14 protein-coding genes and 1 pseudogene are annotated in these 15,595 nt (G+C 66.3%); 7 read left to right on the top strand and 8 right to left on the bottom strand.

Translation table 11 applies throughout. The features are described from left to right. Positions 1–255: 255 nt before the first annotated feature. The 4 genes from BBJ41_RS29515 to BBJ41_RS29500 all read left to right on the top strand — a co-directional run bounded on the left by BBJ41_RS29515 (position 256) and on the right by BBJ41_RS29500 (position 4,763). Positions 256–1,200, top strand: a complete 945-nt coding sequence (locus BBJ41_RS29515; RefSeq protein ID WP_069749714.1) for a choline ABC transporter substrate-binding protein — start codon at positions 256–258, stop codon at positions 1,198–1,200. Positions 1,201–1,223: 23 nt separating this feature from the next. Then, complete coding sequence (locus BBJ41_RS29510) at positions 1,224–1,904, top strand: histidinol-phosphatase (RefSeq protein WP_069749713.1); 681 nt, start codon at positions 1,224–1,226, stop codon at positions 1,902–1,904. 116 nt (positions 1,905–2,020) lie between these two features. Further along, entirely contained in the window at positions 2,021–2,209 is a 189-nt protein-coding gene (locus BBJ41_RS29505; RefSeq protein WP_232036196.1) for a hypothetical protein, read from the top strand. Between the two features lie 100 nt (positions 2,210–2,309). Continuing rightward, on the top strand, positions 2,310–4,763 hold the full coding sequence (locus BBJ41_RS29500) for a phosphocholine-specific phospholipase C (protein WP_069749711.1): 2,454 nt from the start codon (positions 2,310–2,312) through the stop codon (positions 4,761–4,763). 76 nt (positions 4,764–4,839) lie between these two features. On the opposite strand, the gene BBJ41_RS29495 is transcribed toward BBJ41_RS29500, so the two are convergent. Together BBJ41_RS29495 and BBJ41_RS29490 are read right to left on the bottom strand one after the other, a co-directional pair. Continuing rightward, positions 4,840–5,499: a M24 family metallopeptidase gene (locus BBJ41_RS29495; RefSeq protein WP_069749710.1), complete on the bottom strand. Its 660-nt coding sequence runs from the start codon at positions 5,497–5,499 to the stop codon at positions 4,840–4,842. Between the two features lie 219 nt (positions 5,500–5,718). Next, on the bottom strand, positions 5,719–6,882 hold the full coding sequence (locus tag BBJ41_RS29490; RefSeq protein WP_069749709.1) for a porin: 1,164 nt from the start codon (positions 6,880–6,882) through the stop codon (positions 5,719–5,721). A 749-nt stretch (positions 6,883–7,631) separates the two neighbouring features. Here BBJ41_RS29490 and BBJ41_RS29485 point away from each other — a divergent pair. After that, positions 7,632–8,225, top strand: coding sequence for a GNAT family N-acetyltransferase (locus BBJ41_RS29485; protein ID WP_069749708.1), 594 nt, complete (start codon positions 7,632–7,634; stop codon positions 8,223–8,225). Between the two features lie 30 nt (positions 8,226–8,255). On the opposite strand, the gene tam is transcribed toward BBJ41_RS29485, so the two are convergent. Continuing rightward, positions 8,256–9,041: a trans-aconitate 2-methyltransferase gene (gene tam, locus BBJ41_RS29480; protein WP_069749707.1), complete on the bottom strand. Its 786-nt coding sequence runs from the start codon at positions 9,039–9,041 to the stop codon at positions 8,256–8,258. 138 nt (positions 9,042–9,179) lie between these two features. On the opposite strand from tam, the gene BBJ41_RS29475 reads away from it, so the two are divergent. Next, the gene (locus tag BBJ41_RS29475; protein WP_069749706.1) at positions 9,180–10,076 is read left to right on the top strand and encodes a LysR family transcriptional regulator; all 897 of its coding nucleotides are present in this window, start codon (positions 9,180–9,182) and stop codon (positions 10,074–10,076) included. Between the two features lie 22 nt (positions 10,077–10,098). On the opposite strand, the gene BBJ41_RS29470 is transcribed toward BBJ41_RS29475, so the two are convergent. Together BBJ41_RS29470 and BBJ41_RS42030 are read right to left on the bottom strand one after the other, a co-directional pair. Further along, on the bottom strand, positions 10,099–10,908 hold the full coding sequence (locus BBJ41_RS29470; protein WP_069750428.1) for a transporter substrate-binding domain-containing protein: 810 nt from the start codon (positions 10,906–10,908) through the stop codon (positions 10,099–10,101). A 25-nt stretch (positions 10,909–10,933) separates the two neighbouring features. Then, positions 10,934–12,088 (bottom strand): annotated as a pseudogene (locus BBJ41_RS42030) (amidohydrolase). A 111-nt stretch (positions 12,089–12,199) separates the two neighbouring features. Between BBJ41_RS42030 and BBJ41_RS29460 the strand changes: the two are divergent. Beyond that, a complete protein-coding gene (locus BBJ41_RS29460) occupies positions 12,200–13,111 on the top strand; it encodes a LysR family transcriptional regulator (RefSeq protein ID WP_069749705.1) in 912 nt (303 codons plus the stop codon). 54 nt (positions 13,112–13,165) lie between these two features. On the opposite strand, the gene BBJ41_RS29455 is transcribed toward BBJ41_RS29460, so the two are convergent. The 3 genes from BBJ41_RS29455 to BBJ41_RS29445 form a co-directional block, all read right to left on the bottom strand. Beyond that, complete coding sequence (locus tag BBJ41_RS29455; RefSeq protein WP_069749704.1) at positions 13,166–13,600, bottom strand: GNAT family N-acetyltransferase; 435 nt, start codon at positions 13,598–13,600, stop codon at positions 13,166–13,168. Between the two features lie 167 nt (positions 13,601–13,767). Then, on the bottom strand, positions 13,768–14,607 hold the full coding sequence (locus BBJ41_RS29450) for an ABC transporter permease subunit (protein ID WP_069749703.1): 840 nt from the start codon (positions 14,605–14,607) through the stop codon (positions 13,768–13,770). Beyond that, a complete protein-coding gene (locus BBJ41_RS29445; protein WP_069749702.1) occupies positions 14,604–15,590 on the bottom strand; it encodes an ABC transporter permease subunit in 987 nt (328 codons plus the stop codon). Before BBJ41_RS29445 ends, BBJ41_RS29450 begins: the two co-directional genes overlap by 4 nt. Positions 15,591–15,595 lie beyond the last annotated feature (5 nt).

Genomic DNA, 15,595 nt, shown 5'->3' with positions numbered 1-15,595 from the left:
CCTTGCGTTGCCTATCCACTTGATGACGCGCGGCCCGTCCCGGCCACCGCCCCGACTTTTCCTGCGCCTGCTCGCCCGCCCCTCCGACGACGAGCAAGTTGTATTTTTGTGCGATCTTGCGATTTTGTGCTTTCTAATATACGGTACGAAAAACTGCACGGCTAGACCCAAGTTCGTTTGTTTCATCCGATCTGCACGATCAATCGTCTTACCAATCAGGCAACACGATCCGGAACACTTGCTTAGGAGACCAACATGGCAAAGAAGGCATGGCTGCTGGCCGCAACGCTGCTGGCGACACTCGCGACGACCCCCGTTCTCGCATCCGAAGGGGACGTCTGCAAGAAGGTGACGCTCGGCGATGTCGGCTGGAGCGACATCGCCGCCACCACCGGCGTCGCGATGATGCTGCTCGACGGGCTCGGCTACGACGCGACCAAGACGATCGCGTCGCCGCCGATCGTGCTGGCCGGCGTGAAGAAGGCGCAGATCGACGCGTTCCTCGGCTACTGGGATCCGAGCATGACGCCCACGGTGAAGCCGTTCGTGGATGCCGGCGCCGTGCATCAGTTGCCGCAGCCCAACCTAGTCGGCGCGCGCTACACGCTGGCCGTGCCGCAATTCGCGTCGGACAAGGGCCTCAAGAGCTTCGCCGACATCGCGAAGTTCCGCGACCAGCTCGACGGCAAGATCTACGGGATCGGCGCCGGCAACAATGGCAACGCGCTGATCCAGCGCATGATCGACAAGAACGAATTCGGGCTCGGCGGCTTCAAGCTGGTCGAATCGAGCGAGGCCGGGATGCTCGTGCAGGTGACGCGCGCCGTGCAGGAACACCGGATGATTGTGTTTCTCGCGTGGGAACCGCATCCGATGAACATCAACTACAAGATCTCCTACCTCGACGGCGGCGACAGCGTATTCGGTCCGAACTACGGATCGGCGAAGGTCTACACGCTCGTCACGCCCGGCTATCTCGAACGCTGCCCGAACGTCGGCCGGCTGCTGACCAACCTGAAATTCACGACCGACGAAGAGAACCAGCTGATGGTCCCGATCATGAATCATGCGGACCCGGTCGCAGTCGCGAAGGAATGGGCGAAGAAGCATCCCGGCGTGCTGTCGAAGTGGCTCGACGGCGTCACGACCATCGACGGGAAAAACGCCAAGGACGCGATCGAGAAGCTGATCGGCGCGTAAGCCCGCAATACAAGGAACCCAGCATGCACAAGAATCTCGCGCTGTTCGACCTCGATCACACGCTGTTGCCGCTCGACAGCGACCAGGCCTGGGCCCGCTTCATTTCGCGGGTCGGCTGGCGGGAAGACGACGCGCATGCCGCACTGATCGACGAGCACTACGGCCACTACGCGGCCGGCACGCTCGACATGAACGCGTATCTCGCCGTGACGCTCGCGCCGCTCACCCGCTACTCGCGCGAGCAACTCGAGCGCTGGCATGCGCAGTTCATGGACGAGGTGATCCGGCCGGCCATCACGCCGCAGGCGCGCGCGCTGGTCGACCGGCATCGCGAAAACGGCGATCTCTGCTGCATCGTGACGGCGACCAACGTGTTCGTCACGCGGCCGATCGCAGCCGAGTTCGGCATCGAGTATCTGCTCGGCATCGAGCTCGATACCGACGACGGCACGCCCGGCGGGCAGTTCACCGGGCGCAGCACCGGCGTGCCGAGCTTCCGCGAAGGCAAGATCGTGCGCACGGCCGAATGGCTCGATTCGCTTGGCTATGCGCCGTCGGATTTCGAACGGACCTACTTCTACAGCGATTCGATCAACGACGTGCCGCTGCTCGACTACGTCACGCATCCGGTCGCGACCAATCCCGACGATCAGCTTTCGCAAGTCGCAGGCAGGCGCGGATGGCCTGTCATGAATCTGTTTTGATTCGGACGTTATTCTCCGCAGTTCATTTCATGTCAGGAGGGGTGATGAATTTCAGAGCGTCGAACGCCAAGCTTCATCAATCAGGAATCCGACTCAATGACGAGCGGAGCAGTTCAATGTCGTCGACCGGCGCCGAGCGCCGCTTTCGGCACTGGCCCGGCGTGATCGCGATCGCGCTGCTGTGCACGCTGGCCGGTTGCGGCGACGGCGATTCGGGCGCAGCGGGCAATGCCGCCACCGCACTCGCATCGGCACCGGGTTCGGCGTCCGCGCCGGTCCTGCACTGCGCGAGCGCGTGCCACTGAGCCTGCGCATGCCCCACGGCAGCGGTGCCCTGCCCGTGCGCCCCACCGCACGCGGCGACACCCGGCACGTCCGATTGGCAATCCACGACAGAGAACGAACATGCAAAACAAACCCTCGACACGACGTCAGTTCCTCGCCGATGCGCTGAAGCTCGCCGGCGCCACCGCGGTCACCGGCATGCTGCCCGAGAGCATCCTGCGCGCGCAGTCGATTCCGGCGGCGACCGTCACCGGCACCCTTCAGGACGTCAAGCACGTCGTGATCCTGATGCAGGAAAACCGGTCGTTCGACCACTATCTCGGCACGCTGCGCGGTGCGCGCGGCTTCGGCGATCCGCGGCCCGTCGTGATTTCGAACGGCTATCCGGTCTGGCGCCAGCCCTGGATGCTGTCCTACGTATTCCCGTTCAACCCGTCGCCGCCCGTTTCCGGCGTCGCGAACGGCGACACCTACTACGGCGACCTCGATCACTCGTGGGGCGGCACGCACAATGCGTGGAACAACGGCAAGTACGACAACTGGGCCGATGCGAAGGGCAGCGGCACGATGTACTACTTCACGCAGAACGACATCCCGTTCTATTACGCGCTGGCGAGCGCGTTCACGGTGTGCGACGACTACCACTGTTCGATGCTCGGCCCGACGGACCCGAACCGCCTGTATCTGTGGACCGGCTGCTGCGGCAACGTGCCGGGCTATTCGCCGTACACGACGAACACGATGACCGGCACCGGCTGGACGACGATGCCCGAACGCCTGAACACGGCCGGCGTCACGTGGAAGTTCTACCAGGACAAGGGCAACGGGCTGGATTCCGGCCACGGCTACGGCGAATACAACGGTTCCAAAAGTGACCTCTGGTGGAACGGCAACTATGGCGACAACGTCATCCTGAACTTCAGGCAGTACCAGAACCTCGGCGCCAACGACCCGCTTGCGCCCGCGCTCAACGGCACGCAGATCGATCCGACCGGCGGCGGCAAGGAATACGACACGAATCTGTTCAGCCAGCTGCGGGCCGACGTCGCGAACGGCACGCTGCCGCAGGTGTCGTGGATCGCCGCGCCGTATGCGTATTGCGAGCATCCGTCGTGGGCCGCGAGCGGCGGCGAATGGTACGTGAGCAACGTCCTCAATGCGCTGACGTCGAATCCGGCGGTATGGGCCAGCACGGTGCTGCTCGTGATGTACGACGAGAACGACGGCCTGTTCGATCACGTGCCGCCGGCCGTCCCGTCGAGCGCCTACGCGGGCACCGGCCAGTCGACGGTGTCGACCGCCGCGGAATTCGTCGCCAGTAGCGGCAGCGCGTCGGACGGATCGGCAAACGGCGACGTGCCGATCGGGCTCGGCCCGCGCGTGCCGATGTTCGTGATCTCGCCGTGGTCGAAAGGCGGCAAGGTCAATTCGCAGGTTTTCGATCACACGTCGGTGATCCGCTTCCTGGAAGCGCGCTTCGGGCTGCAGGAAACGAACATCACACCATGGCGTCGCGCGGTGTGCGGCGATCTCACGTCGGCATTCGATTTCGCGAATCCCGACCAGACGATTCCGTCGATCCCGGCCGCGGCCAGCAACATGGACCCGAACGGCTCGACGGTCTCGATCCCTGCCGCGACCACCACCGCGGTGCCGGCGCAAACGGCCGGGCGCAACACCGCGTGCCGGCTGCCGTACGAGTTCTTCGTGCAGGGCAAGGTCAACCGCTCCGCCAAGACGCTCGCGTTGATGATGACCAATACCGGCACGGCCGGCGTGCATCTGCAGGCGTGGGTCGACGGCACGAGCACGATTCCGCGGCAGTACACGATCGGCGCCGGCACGAGTGCGTGCGCGAGCCTGTCGGATACGCTCGCGCTGAATTCGGGCGGCGGCTACGACTACTCGATCTACGGCCCGAACGGGTTCCTGCAGACGTTGCGCGGCAACATCGGCGCGTCGGGGAATACCGGATCGGCCGCCGAAGTGAGCCTCTGCTACGACGTGCAGAACGGCAACGTGCAGATCACCCTCGACAACTCCGCCGGTTCGAGCGCGACGACGTTCCAGCTCGTCGACAACGCATACGGGATGAACACGCCGCAATCGGTCAGCGTGCCCGCCGGCGCGACGCAGGCCGTCACGTGGTACGGCGACGCCGGCTGGTACGACGCGAGCATCCGCGACGCGAACGATCCGAATTTCCTGCGCCGCGTGGCCGGTTGCGTGCAGGCGCAATCCGGCGTCCTGCTGACGGATTCGGCGATCGGCAATACGAACGGGAAATTCGTCGCGGCGCTGGCGGCGCAAGGCGCGTCGTACGGCACGCTGCGGTTCGACTATGTCGCGCCGCCGTGGCGTCACAGCCCGAAGAACTGGGTCGGCATCTATGCGCGCGGCGCGCAGCCGACCAAGGGCAACTACAAGTCGTGGGCGTACCTGCCCAAGAGCACCGGCTCGCTGCTGTTCTCGTCGAGCGCGAACAGCTCGCTGGCGTCGGGCCAGTACGACGCGTGGTATCTGTTCGACGACGGCTACACGCCGCTCGCGGGGCCCGTTGCAATCAGCATCTGACGTCGCGGCCGCACCGCCGTCGCGTGCCGGCCCCGGGCCGGCGCGCATGCGCGGTGCGCGTCGCCGGGCGCCGCGCTTACACGAGCAGGTCTTCGTAGAACGCGCCGAACGGCCGCGTCGGGTGCGCGATCTGGATTTCGAGGATCCACAAACCGGCGGCCGGCGCGCCGTCGAAATCGCCGAGATTGCCGGCCTTGTAGATCGCGTGCGGGAAATCGCTGACGCGATGCCCCTTGATGTCGACGTTCAGCCGGAAGCCGTGCGCATCCGCGCGTTGCGCCGCGAATTCGTACAGCGCGATGCCCGCGCATCCGGTGGTCCGCCAATGATGCTCGACCTCGTCGTAGATGACGCGCGCCGCGCGCGCACATGCGTGCATGTCCGGATCGTCGCCGCACACGAACGTCGCGCCCGCGTCGCCCTCGTGCTTCGCCCAGACGGCGCCGAGATCGATGAAGAAGATGTCGGCGGCGGCGAGCACCGGGTCCGCCACCGAACGCTCCTTGAACGTACGCAGCGTGTTTTCGCCGAAGCGGACGAGGATCGGATGCCAGATTCGATCCATTCCGAGATCCTTCAGCACGCTCGACCCCAGCGCGTTGGCCTCCGATTCCCGCATGCCGGGCCGGACGCCCGCGGCGATCGCGTCGACGGCCTGCCAGGTCATGGTTCTTGCGTGCTGCATTGCGTCGAGCGAGAAAGCCTCGCCGACGGCTTCGCGGTGCGTCGCATTCAAAATCGTGCTCCCGTGCTGGTGAATGTGGGTCGGTGCAATCGATCGTCACGCCGATATGCATGCTCGAATATATCGCTTTCCACGCTGACGCGTTGCGCGGTCATCGTGTCGCCCACAGCAAAACGGGCGCTCCGACGGAGCGCCCGCTGTCGTGCCGGTTCGGGTTCCGGACGTTGCGACGGGCGCTGCCTGCATCGGCAGCGCCCATTTTCCCGTCAATCAGAACTTGTGACGCAGGCCGATACGCGTAACGAGCTGCGTGTTCGCGCCCGCGTTGCCGATGAACGACGGCGACGAGCCGATCTCGGCCTGCACCGGCGTCGCGCGGCCGTTGATCGTGTTGCTGCCCGACGCCTTCTGGAAGGCCGCGCTCACGTACACGTCCGTGCCCTTCGACAGCGCATAGTCCACCGCCGCGTTGACCTGGTGCCACTTGCCTTCAAAGCGGCCGTCGAGCTTCGAGAACGTATAACCGAGCCCGCCGCTCAATGCCGGCGTAAACGCATAACGACCGCCGATTTCGTAGTTGTTCAGCTTCGACGTTTCGCCCGACAGCGGCGCGAACTTCGTATGCGTCCAGTTCGCCCATACGAGGCCGGCCGCGATCGCGTAACGCGCGCCGACGCCGACCGTCTCCAGGTCGCGCAACCCGAGCGTGTTGATGTTCGCGATGCTCACGCCGAACGCCGGCGATGCGCCGTTCGGGAAGCGGATGTTCGTGTACGCCGCGCCGATGCCGAACGGGCCTTGCGCATAATTCGCGCCGAAGCTGTATGCGCTCGACGAACCCTGCGCGCCGTTCGCGCCGGTCGTGGTCGGCGTGCCCGCGAACTGCGTCGAGTTCGAGAAGCCGTACATCGCGCCGAACGTGAGGCCCGCGAAATTCGCGCTCTGGAACTTCACCGCGTTGTTGATGCGGCTCGACGTCAGCTGGTCGAGATCGTTGATGTGGTACGCGTAGTTGCCGGCCGGCGTCTGGCTGCCCATCGTGTAGTTCCCGCCGATGTAGTCGGTCGAGAACGAGTACTGGCGGCCGAACGTCAGCGAGCCGATCCCGTTCTTCGACAGCCCGACGAACGCCTGCCGGCCGAATATCGCACCGCCCTGGCCGATCGTGCCGTCGCCGCTGCTGAAGCCGTTCTCCAGCACGAACAGCGCCTTCAGACCGCCGCCGAGATCCTCGGTGCCGCGGATGCCCCAGCGGCTGCCCGACGCAACGCCGTCGCCGTACTTGACGAGCTTGCCGTGCCCGCCCGTCGTCGCGACCTTGTTCGAATACGTGATACCCGCATCGATCAACCCGTAGAGCGTGACGCTGCTTTGCGCGTGCGCGGCGCTGCCGAACATGCCGAGTGCGGCCGCAGCCACGATGGTCTTTTTCATTCTGCTTCCTTTTGTTGTAGACGCGCGCGCCCGCGTCGCAGCCAGACGCGCCGCGTGTTGATGAAAACCGTATGACGGACGAGCGCAAGCCGCCGGATCGCCGGACGAGCACACACCTCATGCGGGTGTGCACGATGTTCCATCTCGATGCCAGTGTGGGCTTGCTGAAGCGGCATGCCGCAGGGCGGCCGCTCGTGTTGCAGCGTCGGGAAGCGTGCGCACCGGTTGCGCATGCCATGACGACGCGTTGCTCCGGCGATGCAGGTCAGAATCTCTTCCGGCTTTCGTGGAGCGGGTGGACGACGCGACGCCAGACAGCGCCGCGACCTTCGATATATTTTTCGAAATATATCGAGTTGTCACCAAACGGTAAACAATTATTCGGGTTCCTGTCGTCTTTCATCCACAGGCGTTCGACCGTCGGCATGAACCGGCGACATGACCCGACGCGGACAGCCTCGCAGCGAGGTCGACGCAGGGTCCGCGCCGAAATCCAGCATAATCAGGCGGTTGAGCGCATGCCGCGAACGGCGCGCGAACGGCGCACATGCATGCGAAGTCGCCGGTTTATCGTTTGCGCGCAGCCTGCAGCCGGGGATGCGGCAAGTCTGTGCCGGTATCGCGCGCAGCCAATTGTGCAGGTGCAAAGAAACGAAGAACGAACGGACGCGATCCGATGCGCCTCATGGCGCGCGCGATCGAGCCGCGGACAAGACCACATCATTCCGCCGAAGACAGGACACCGACACATGGACCGAGCCGACGAGCACATCAGCATCGAACAGGCGAGCGGGCTTCCCGCCGACGAACTGGAGCGATGCGACTTCTCGTTCGAAATCGCATGGGAGCTGAATGCGCCGTATCAGGACTTGCTCGATCTTCGCGCGCTGCCGGTGCGGCGCAAGGACTACGGCTTCGATCCGGCCGGCTGGGCGCATGACGCGTCAGGCAGCGCGGCCCTGTTTCGCGCGACGGCCGACGGGCGGCTCGCCGGATTCGTGGCGATCTCGCAAAGCTGGAACGGGATGGCCGAGATCGCCGAGCTTGCCGTCGATCGCCGCTACCGGCGCCAGGGTATCGGGCAGTTCCTGCTGGCAGCCGCCGAAGCCTGGGCGCGCAGCCGCGGGTTCGGCTTCATGCGGCTGGAAACGCAGGCGAACAATGTCGCGGCCTGCTCCACGTATGCGCGCGCGGGCTTCACGCTCGGCGGCCACGACCGCTTCCTGTATGCCGACGGCGAGAACGACGGGGAAGTCGCGCTGTTCTGGTACAAGGACCTGCGCGACGGGCAGACCGCACGCAGCCGCACGGTCGACCCGGAATCGGTGCGGCCGGTACCCTGACGCACCGACGCCGGCTGCTTCACCGCAGCATCACTTCCGCGTCGCGACGATGAACAGACGCGGGAACGGCAACAGCACGGTGCCGTCGCCGAGCGCCGGATAACCGTTGGGGCCGGCGAGCGCATCGCGATAGCGCGCGAGGAACGCGCGCTGTTCGCCGTCATCGAGCGCGGCGAGGAACGGCCGCAGCGCGCTGCCCTTGAACCATTCGACCACCGCGTCGGCGCCGCCGCGCAGCGGGTGGTAGTAAGTCGTGCGCCACACGTCCACGCGCGCGCACAGCGGCGACAGCAGCGCGTAGTAGTACCGTGCGTCGAACCGCTCCGTGCGCGCCGCACCTTTCAGCTTGTCCGCCCACGGCCCCGCCGCGGCGACTTCGCGCATCAGCCGGTGCGCGGGCTCGTGCAGGTTGTCGGGCATCTGAACCGCCAGATGGCCGCCCGGCGCGAGCCGGCCGACGAGCATCGGAAACAGCGTGTCGTGCGCAGGCACCCATTGCAATACCGCGTTCGACAGGATCAGGTCATAGCCGCCCGGGTCGTCCCACGCGGCCACGTCGGCGATATCGAAACGCAGCCCCGGCAGGCGCTTGCGCGCGGCCGCGATCATGTCCGCCGATGCGTCGATCCCGTGGATCGTCGCGTCGGGTGCGCGTGCGATCAATGCTTCCGTCGAATTGCCGGGCCCGCAGCCGATGTCGATCGCGGTATGGATCGGCGTGTTCGGCACGGCGGCCAGCAGGTCGCGCACCGGCCGCGTGCGTTCGTCCTCGAATTGCACGTACTGGTTCGCGTATTGATCGAGTGGGGTCGTCACGATGGTTCTCCTGGTCGGCGTGGACGGCGTCGCCGCATCCGGACGCGGGATGCGCGCGGCCGTCGATGCAGCGAATTCTGCGACGCCCGGCGTACTTCAGTAAAATGAATTTAATATCGTTATTGATTCAAAATTCTGATGAAGATCGATACGCTGGGGGTACAGGCTTTCGTCGCGATCGCCGACGGCGGCAGCTTCAGGCAGGCGGCCGATACGCTGCACGTCACGCAGACGGCCATCACGCAACGGCTGCGCAAGCTCGAATCGTTTCTCGGCGTCGCGCTGGTCGAGCGCACGACGCGCCGCACCACGCTCACCGAGATCGGCCGGCGCTTCCTGCCGCAGGCGCGCCGGCTGCTGAACGAGCTCTCCGACGCGCTGACCGAAATCCGCGAGACGGGCCTGAGCCAGCGCGGCGACGTCACGATCGCGTGCGTGCCGACGGTCGGCGTGCAATATCTGCCGCGCATCCTGCGCGCGTTCTCCGGGCATCGCCCGCACGATCGCGTGAAGATCCTCGATCACGCATCGGCGTCGGTGCTGCAGGCCGTGCTGCGGCGCGAAGCCGAATTCGGCATCAGCATCGCCGGCGATCAGCACCCCGAACTCGTCAGCGTGCCGCTTACGCACGATCCTTATGTACTCGTCTGCCGCGACGATCATCCGCTCGCGAAGCGGCGGCGCATCCGCTGGGCCGCGTTGCAGCCGCATCCGCTGATCTTCGCCGGCGAAGTGAGCGGCAATCGCGGGCTGCTCGAAGGCGCGCTGAAAAACAGCGGCGTCTCGCTGCATTCGTTCTACGAAGTGCAGCGCAGTTCGACGGCGCTCGGGCTCGTCGCGGAAGGGCTCGGTGCGGCCGTGGTGCCGAAGCTCGCGCTCCAGAAGAATGCGTATCCGATGATCCGCACGATCGAGCTCGTCGAGCCGTCGGTGTCGCGCACGCTCGTGCTCGTGACGCGCAAGTCCGCGCAACTGTCGCCTGCGGCGCGCGCGCTCTACGACATGATCGTCGAGCGCGCGACGCCGCAGCAATAACGGCGGCACGGTTTCCCTGCTCTTATTTGGCGCCGTCTTGCGCGCCGAGATACTGCCGTTCGAGCCGTGCGATCGTGCCGTCGGCCTTCAACCGCGCAAGCGCCGAATCGAGCAATTGCAGCGTTTGCGCATCGCCCTTGCGCACGCCGATCACGCTCGACGCGCCGATGATCGCCGGATCGTCGATGCGCGGCCCCGACAGCGCGAAGCGCGCGCCCTGCGGCTTGTCGAGAAAACCGAGCCGCGCGGCCGTACCGAGCGCCAGCGTGCCGTCGAGGCGCCCGTTCGCGAGGTCGGCATAAATGCTGTTCTGGTCCGCGTATTCGTGCATGACGACGCCGCGCGGCTCCCAGTTCGCCTTCACGAACGCGGCCTGCGTCGAGCCCTGCAGCACGCCGATGCGCTTGCCGGCCAGCGACGCCGGGTCGGGCGTCAGGTGGCGATCGCGCGCGGCCACCAGCCGGATGTCGGCCGCATAGAGCGGCTGCGAGAAATCCATCACGCGGCGCCGCGCGGCGGTCGGCGCCATCGACGCGTCGATCGCGTCGAACTTGCGCGCGGCGAGCCCCGCGACGAGGCCGTCGAAGCTGCTCTCGACCCACACGCAGCGCACTTGCGCAGCCGCGCACAGCGCGTTGCCGATATCGATGTCGAGGCCGGCGAGGCGGCCGTCGGGCGTCTTGTACTCGTAAGGCGGATAGGTCGGGTCGGTGCCGAAACGCAGCGTCGCGCCGGCCGCGGCCACGTCGCCCGCGGCCATCGATGCGGCAACGGCCAGCACCGCCGCCAGCGCGCGGACGAAACCGCGCGGCTGTCGTGCTTCAGAAATCATCGCGATTGTCTCCAGGTCTTTCTCGTCATGCCGCCAGCCGCGCATGCGCGAGCGTCACGAAATAGCGCACGCCGAGCGGCAGCACGTCGTCGTTGAAATCGAATTCGGGGTGATGGCAGTACACGCCGCCCTGCCCGATCAATGCATACGCGCCGGGCCGGCGCAACAGGAATTCGGAGAAATCCTCCGAGCCGTTGAGCGGCGCGAAATCGCGCAGCACGTTCTGCGCGCCGAACACGTCGGCGGCGGCAGCGGCAGCCGCTTCGGCCTGCTCGCGGTGATTGACGGTCGCCGGCGAGCTGTTCGCGAATTCGACCGAAATCGCGCACTCGCTCGCCAGCGCGATCCCTTCACAGATACCGCGAATCCGCGTTTTCGCCAGCGTGCGCACGCGTTCGTCGAACGTGCGCAGCGTGCCGGTCAGCGCCGCGTGGCTCGGAATCACGTTCGGCGCGCTGCCCGCATGCACGCTGCCGATGCTCAGCACGGCCGTCGCGCTCGGCTCGGTCGTGCGGCTCACGACCGTCTGCAACGCGCAGATCAGTTGCGCGGCGGCCATCACCGGGTCCTTGGTCTACTCCGGCGCCGAGCCGTGGCCGCCGACGCCCGTGATCGAAATCAGGATCTCGTCGCATGACGCCAGCATCGCGCCATCGCGCACGCCGAACGTGCCGGGCTCGAAATGCGGCGCATTGTGCAGCGCATAAATTTCGTCGTAGCCGAAACGATCCTCGAGGCCGTCCGCGAGCATCGCGTTCGCGCCGCCCCCCGTTTCTTCAGCCGGCTGGAACACCAGCACGATCGTGCCCGCGAAATCGCGGTGGCGGCTGAAGTGGCAAGCCGCGCCCAGCAGCATCGCCGTATGCCCGTCGTGCCCGCAGCCATGAAACACGCCGTTGCGCAGCGACCGGTGCAGCGGGCGGCCCTCCTCTTCCATCGGCAGCGCGTCCATGTCGGCGCGCAGCGCAATCGTGCGGCCCGCGCCGCGCTGTCCGCGCACGACGCCGACCACGCCCGTGCCGCCGATCCCCACATGCGTTTCGATGTCCCACGCGCGCAGCTTCGCGGCGACCAGTTCGCCGGTGCGGTGCTCGTCGAACGCGGTTTCGGGGTTGGCGTGGATGTCGCGGCGCAGCGCGACGAGTTCGTCGAGATCGACGTCGATACCGTTCGGGGTCAAGCCTGCCTCCTTGCCTTGTATACTCGTGCCGGCTTGCCGGCCGGTGCCCACACGATAAGCGCGTCGGGCCGCCTGCCGATTTCCAATTTCTCATGCGCATAGCGAATGCTTATGGAACGCGGCACCCTGAAGACGGCGCAGTTGCAGATGCTCGTCGCGATCGCCGAGCACGGCACGCTGATGGCCGCGGCCGACGCGTTGAGCGTGTCGCAGCCGGCCGTCACCAAAAGCATCAAGGAACTGGAAGCGCGTGTCGGCGTGCAGTTGCTGGAGCGCAGCGGCGCGGGCGTGCGGCTCACGCGTTACGGCGAAGCGCTGCTGCGTCATGCGCGCACGGTGGTGGCCGAGATCGCGCTGGCCGAGCGCGAGCTGGAAGCGATGCGCTCCGGGGCGGGACGCATGCTGTCGGTCGGCGTGTCGCTGCTTGCCGCGTCGATCGTCGTGCCCGACGCGCTGCGGGCATTCCGGGCCGAATGCCCCGACGTGCTGCTCAACGTATACGAATGTCCGCCGATGCAGATCATCGACGGGTTGCGCGACGGCTCGTTCGACCTGTGCGTCGCGTTCGTCGCCGACAGCGACCGCACGGCCGAATATCGCGTCGTCCCGCTCGGCACGTCGACACAATCGCTTGCGGTCGCGCACGGCGATCCGCTGGCCGGCGAAACGCAGCTCGAACGGCTCGCCGGCGCGCACTGGCTCTACAACCACACGCGCGACAGCTGGCCCGCGTTCTGGCGGGCGCTATGCGGGAAAAGCGTGCATGCGCCGATGCCGCGCGTGACCGTCTGCACGTCGCAGCGGCTCTACGGCGAACTCGCGCGGGAGCCCGGCGTCGTCAGCGTGTGGCCGGATTTCCTGCTCGACGGCGGCGTGCGCGACGGCCGGCTGGCGCGGCTGCAATCGGATGCGCACCTGTCGCCGCTGACGCTCGGGCTGATGCATCGCAAGGATCTGGTGCCCGGTGCGAGCATGACGGCGTTCGTCGAATGCCTGCAACGGGCGGCGCATCGGTCGCCGTGATCCCCGCGGCCTGTATCGCATCGCCCGGCCGGGTCGGCCGCGCGGCGACGCTGCTCAAAGCGTCTTGACCATGAACACGCGCGCGGTCCCTTCCGGCTCGCACGGCACTTCGCCGAACGTCTCGTAACCCTGCTTCCGGTAGAAATCGGGCGCCTGAAACGAGATCGTGTACAGCACTGCGCGCGCGCATCCGCGCCGTTTCGCTTCCGCTTCGGCCTCGCGTAGCAGCCTGCTGCCGAATCCGCCGCCGCGCAGCGATTCGGGCAGATAGAACAGGTCGATGAAAAAGAGGCCGAGCGAAGTGCGGCCGGAGAGGCCGCCCAGGATCTCGCCGGTCGCGGGATCGGACACGTAGACGTCGAGCGCGGCCGCGTCGGCACGGCCCGTCATCGCGTGGTTGAATTCGCCGAGCTTGCGGCTGATGAAGTCTCGTGCGGCCGGCTGCTCGGTGTCGGTCAGCTGAAGGGTAACGTCGGGATGGGCTGTCATCGGGCGAACGCGTGCGTGAAATGGCCGCCGGGTGTGCAGCACCGCTGCGGGCGTCGCATGACTATAGCGCGTCGCCCGCGTATCGGCATGCGGCCGACCCGGCCGCTGCAAAAGCACAAACGGCGGGTGCATCACGCGCCCGCCGCTTCGTTTCACGTCGCGCCCGCTCACGCCACCGCGAACGCCGCCTTCATGTCGGCCACCCGGCGCCGCTCGCGCGCGATCATCATCCGGTTCACGACGATCACGCCGATCGTCACGGCCGTGATGAACAGCGTCGCCAGTGCGTTCATCTCCGGGTTCAGCCCCAGCCGCACCCGCGAGAACACCACCAGCGGCAGCGTCGTCGACCCCGGCCCCGACAGGAACGCCGACAGCACCAGGTCGTCGATCGACAGCGTGAACGACAGCAGCCACCCCGACAGCAGCGCCTGCGAGATCAGCGGCAGCGTCACCACGAAGAACACCTTCAGCGGCGTCGCGCCCAGATCCAGCGCCGCCTCCTCCAGCGACTTGTTCATCTCCTTCACGCGCGACTGCACGATGATCGCCACGTACGACACGCACAGCATCACGTGACCGATCCAGATCGTCAGCATCCCGCGACCCTTCGGCCAGCCGAACATCTGCTCCAGCGCCACGAACAGCAGCAGCAGCGAGATGCCCTGGATCACTTCCGGAATCACCAGCGGCGCGTTGATCATCCCCGTGTACAGCGTGAAGCCCTTGAAGCGGCCGAAGCGCGCGAGCACGAAACCCGCCCACGTGCCGATCACGACCGACGCGGTGGCCGTCAGGAGACCGATCTTCAGCGACAGCCACGCGGCCGTCAGCAGCTCGTCGTCGTCCAGCAACGCCGCGTACCACTTCAGCGAGAAGCCCGACCACACCGTCACCAGCTTCGACTCGTTGAACGAGTACACGATCAGGCTGATGATCGGGATGTACAGGAACAGGAACCCGAAGGCGAGGACGCCCGTCGACAGCGGTTTGCTCGGCTTGATCATTTCGCTTCCTCCAGTTCCTTGACCTGGTAGTACTGGAACAGCGCCATCGGCACCAGCAGCAGCATCACCATCGCGACCGTCACCGCGGACGCCATCGGCCAGTCCATGTTGTTGAAGAACTCATCCCACATCACGCGGCCGATCATCAGCGTGTCGGCGCCGCCCAGCAGCTCCGGAATCACGTACTCGCCCACCGCCGGGATGAACACCAGCAGGCTGCCGGCGATGATCCCGTTCTTCGACAGCGGCAGCGTGATCCGCGTGAACGCGACCCACGGTTTCGCGCCGAGGTCGTATGCGGCTTCGAGCAGCGTGAGGTCCATCTTCACGAGGTGCGCGTACAGCGGCATCACCATGAACGGCAGGTACGAATAGACCATCCCGATGTAGACGCCCGCATCGCTGTGATACAGCCGCAGCGGCGTGTGGATGATCCCCAGCGCGATCAGCGTGTGGTTCAGCAGGCCGTCGTCCTTCAGGATGCCGATCCATGCGTACACGCGGATCAGGAACGACGTCCAGAACGGCAGCATCACGGCCATCATCAGCACGTTGCGCCGGTTCGGTTCCGAGCGCGCGATGTAGTACGCCATCGGGTAGCCGATCAGCAGGCACAGCACCGTCGACACGGCGGCCATCTTCAGCGAGCTGAGGTAGGTCGCGATGTACAGGTCGTCCTGCAGCAGGAACGCATAGTGCGACAGCTGCAGCGCGAAGTGCACGACGCCGTCCTTGAACTCGACGAGCGACGTGTACGGCGGGATGCCCATCACCTGGTCGGCGAAGCTGATCTTCAGCACCAGCACGAACGGCAGCGCGAAGAACACGGCCAGCCAGAGGAACGGCACGCCGATCGCGACGCTGCGGCCCGACGGCAGGAAACGCGACAGCGCGGCGAAACGGCTCGGGCGCGGGCGGCCGGCGCCGGTGCTCGCGGCGCTCGACGACACCGAGGCGGACGGAGTGGAAGCAGAGGTTCTCATCGTGT

The organism is Burkholderia stabilis, from assembly GCF_001742165.1.
Classification (GTDB): Bacteria; Pseudomonadota; Gammaproteobacteria; order Burkholderiales; family Burkholderiaceae; genus Burkholderia; species Burkholderia stabilis.
This window is presented reverse-complemented; position numbering and strand designations above follow the sequence as displayed.

Bases quoted from the DNA above. Each gene is read 5' to 3' on its own strand.
- BBJ41_RS29515 (WP_069749714.1), top strand. From the start codon at position 256: ATGGCAAAGAAGGCATGGCTGCTGGCCGCAACGCTGCTGGCGACACTC.
- BBJ41_RS29510 (WP_069749713.1), top strand. From the start codon at position 1,224: ATGCACAAGAATCTCGCGCTGTTCGACCTCGATCACACGCTGTTGCCG.
- BBJ41_RS29505 (WP_232036196.1), top strand. From the start codon at position 2,021: ATGTCGTCGACCGGCGCCGAGCGCCGCTTTCGGCACTGGCCCGGCGTG.
- BBJ41_RS29500 (WP_069749711.1), top strand. From the start codon at position 2,310: ATGCAAAACAAACCCTCGACACGACGTCAGTTCCTCGCCGATGCGCTG.
- BBJ41_RS29490 (WP_069749709.1), bottom strand. From the start codon at position 6,882: ATGAAAAAGACCATCGTGGCTGCGGCCGCACTCGGCATGTTCGGCAGC.
- BBJ41_RS29485 (WP_069749708.1), top strand. From the start codon at position 7,632: ATGGACCGAGCCGACGAGCACATCAGCATCGAACAGGCGAGCGGGCTT.
- BBJ41_RS29475 (WP_069749706.1), top strand. From the start codon at position 9,180: ATGAAGATCGATACGCTGGGGGTACAGGCTTTCGTCGCGATCGCCGAC.
- BBJ41_RS29470 (WP_069750428.1), bottom strand. From the start codon at position 10,908: ATGATTTCTGAAGCACGACAGCCGCGCGGTTTCGTCCGCGCGCTGGCG.
- BBJ41_RS29460 (WP_069749705.1), top strand. From the start codon at position 12,200: ATGGAACGCGGCACCCTGAAGACGGCGCAGTTGCAGATGCTCGTCGCG.
- BBJ41_RS29455 (WP_069749704.1), bottom strand. From the start codon at position 13,600: ATGACAGCCCATCCCGACGTTACCCTTCAGCTGACCGACACCGAGCAG.
- BBJ41_RS29450 (WP_069749703.1), bottom strand. From the start codon at position 14,607: ATGATCAAGCCGAGCAAACCGCTGTCGACGGGCGTCCTCGCCTTCGGG.
- BBJ41_RS29445 (WP_069749702.1), bottom strand. From the start codon at position 15,590: ATGAGAACCTCTGCTTCCACTCCGTCCGCCTCGGTGTCGTCGAGCGCC.